Source organism: Protofrankia sp. CiP1_Cm_nod3 (assembly GCF_982290655.1).
Genome location: NZ_CEVIVD010000243.1, coordinates 1,947 through 4,636, shown reverse-complemented (window position 1 = coordinate 4,636; position 2,690 = coordinate 1,947). Strand labels below are relative to the sequence as shown.

Genomic DNA, 2,690 nt, shown 5'->3' with positions numbered 1-2,690 from the left:
AGATCGTCCAGGTCGGTGGTGGTGAACCTCCACTGGAACGGCTGTGCCGTGGCGTTGTAGCGGTCTTCGAATGCTCGGAGCCGGTCGGTGACCTGGGTGAGGTCGGTGAAGTCGTTGGGTGAGACGACTTTGCGTGGGTCTGTTGCATCCGCAGAATCCTTGGTCAGGCATGGCGGATGGATGCGTCGATGTGTTGTCCGTCCGCCGGTCCCCGTCTCGGAGTTCACCGGGTTCCGGTTCCCGCCCGAGGGGAAGCGTGCTGGCGGTCCGCTGGTACCGCGCTGCTACGCCCTGTTAGGGTGCGTATCGAGTCGCGATCAAGGAGTGGTCCGCGCGAGTTCCTTGATCCAGATCATCGAGGCGCGGAGCTGGAGACCCGCAAGATAGCTGCCCGGGGTCTTGTCATAGCGAGTGGCGATACCCCGCCAGTCCTTCAGCTTGTTGATCAGACGTTCGACGGTGTTCCGTTCCTTGGACAGGTCGGCGTCGTGGCGGACGGGCCGGCCACCCCTGCGGCCCTTGCGCTTCCGGTGGGCGGCCTGGTCGGCCTTCTCCGGGATGACCGCCCGGATACCGCGTCCGCGCAGGTAGGCCTGGTTGGCGCGGGACGAGTACGCCGTGTCCCCGGCGACCGCGCCGGGCCGGGTACGCGGCCGGCCGACCCGCCCGGGAACCCGGAGCCGCGCCAGTACGGGGACGAACCACGGGCTGTCCGCGGCCTGCCCCACGGTCAGGACGAACGCCAGCGGCCGGCCCCGCCGGTCGGCGGCAAGGTGGACCTTGCTGGTCTGCCCGCCCCGGGACCGCCCCCAGCAGGGCGGCTGTCAACCGGAGGCGGCGTCGACGCCGGCGGCGTCGCCGTTCCCGCCTCGCGGGGTCGTCCTCGCCGTCCCGCCCGTCGTGTCCGTCCGGGCCGCCCCTTTTTCCGGGCCTTCCCCTCCTCCCGCACGGCGGCTTTCTCCAGGGCGGTGAGGACCTCATGGTCCAGGTGCATCCCGGCGGCGTCGTGGTGGGCCCGGGCGGTGGTGGAGTCCACGCTGACCACCGACAGGTCCACCGCACCTCGCGTCCCGGCCTGGGCGATCAGACCCCGCAACAGGGCGTCGAAGACACCGGCGTCCCGCCACTGCCGGAACCGGTTGGACACCGTCGGCCAGGCCCCGAACTCCCTCGGCATCTCCCGCCACTGCCCACCCGTCCGGAACCGCCAGACCACCCCCTCGAACTGCGCCCGCAGCCGCGCCGGGTACGGGCCGAACCCGCCGACCGGCAGGTAGGGCTCGATGAACGCCCACTCCTCATCTGTCAGTTGCGCCCGCGTCATGCCCGACGGTCTACCCGGCCAGACCCGCCACCCGAACGAACCCCACAGACCGATCACAACCCGATACGCGCCCTAGTCCTCACCACACGCGGCCGCCCGTTGCCGCTTAGCGTGAGGTGCGCATACTGGGCCGCCAGGTTGCTCCTGCTCAGCCGGCCGGGAGGCGCAGGACGATCTCGACCCGGCGGTTGAAGGCCTGGCCTTCGGGGTCGGGTGAGCCGTCGGGGTTGGTTTCCTCGGCGAGAGGGCTGGTGCTGCCCATGCCGATGGCTGTGACCTCGGTGGCGTTGACGCGGTGGTCGAGCAGATAGGCCCGGACGACGCCGGCCCGGCGTTCCGACAGTGCCTGGTTCACGCTGGCCGTGCCGGTCGAGTCGGTGTGGCCGCGGACTTGGATCCTGCCGCCGGGAAACCTGGAGTTGATCAGCTTGATGGTGTTGTCCATCGTGTCAGTGCTGCCGATGGTGTTGCTGCCGGTCGCGAAAAGGTTGTCGCTGTTGAACACCACGATGACGACCTTGACGCCGGCCGTGTCCCGGGCCAGCAGAAGGCTGCCGGAGATTCCGGTGAGGTCGATGTCGGTGGAGCCCGGCAGTCGATATAGCGATCCGTTGACGAGCCGGCTACCGCTTTCTGGCTCGTTCGCAGTGCCGATCTGGCACGGGATCCGCAGCGCCAGCCCGGCACCGAAGTCCTGCGTGCCGCAGGTCGGGTCCGGCCCGCCGTCGCCGTCGTAGTCGTCCAGTCCCGGCTGCGCTCCCGCCGGCAGGGTGGTCGCCGCGTCATCGGGAGCGACGTGCGCCGTGGGTTCGGCGGACGTGGCCGGGGTGGGCGCAGAGTTCGCGGGCCTCGTGTCCGGCCCGCCGCCAGATCCCCCGCATCCGGTGCAGCCCACACCGAGCGTGACCGCCGCAGCGAGTAGACGCCACCTGTGAAACCGCTTCATGTGCACCCCCAGAAGGTCACGCAGGCGCAGCGTAGCCGCCCGGCGGAGCGGCCGGAAAGCACGAGCATTGTCGGCCATCCGTCTGTCGACGGAAATGGGGAACACGGTTGACATCGACGCACCGTGAACGAGTCAGTATCGGAAGCGGTCGTCCGATCCGGGTGGGCGCAGCCGGTAGTTGTCACCGGGGCGCTCGGCGGTCAGCCGGCGACGACTCCGTCGACTGGTGCGGGAGGGCACGGTCCGGAATCTCGGGGAGGGCCAGCGGTACCGGTCGCGCCGGCCACGGTCGTGGCGGAGCCGGGCGCCACCCGAGGCCGAGCAGGCGGCGGGCCGCGGCGACCGCCGCGGCCACGATGATGGCCGGGGCACCCCCCGCAGCCCGCCGGCCACGACCAGCGGGTGAACCCGGCCCCGGGG

At 70.8% G+C, this 2,690-nt stretch carries 2 protein-coding genes and 1 pseudogene; all 3 read right to left on the bottom strand.

Annotated features, from left to right (window positions below):
* Nucleotides 1-227 (bottom strand): hypothetical protein (locus AC5LUJ_RS23600; protein WP_493465811.1); only part of this gene is annotated, 227 nt, incomplete at its 3' end.
* Nucleotides 228-317: 90 nt separating this feature from the next.
* Nucleotides 318-1,324, bottom strand: a pseudogene (locus AC5LUJ_RS23595) (IS5 family transposase).
* A 148-nt stretch (nucleotides 1,325-1,472) separates the two neighbouring features.
* Complete coding sequence (locus tag AC5LUJ_RS23590) at nucleotides 1,473-2,219, bottom strand: OmpA family protein (RefSeq protein ID WP_493465810.1); 747 nt, start codon at nucleotides 2,217-2,219, stop codon at nucleotides 1,473-1,475.
* Nucleotides 2,220-2,690 lie beyond the last annotated feature (471 nt).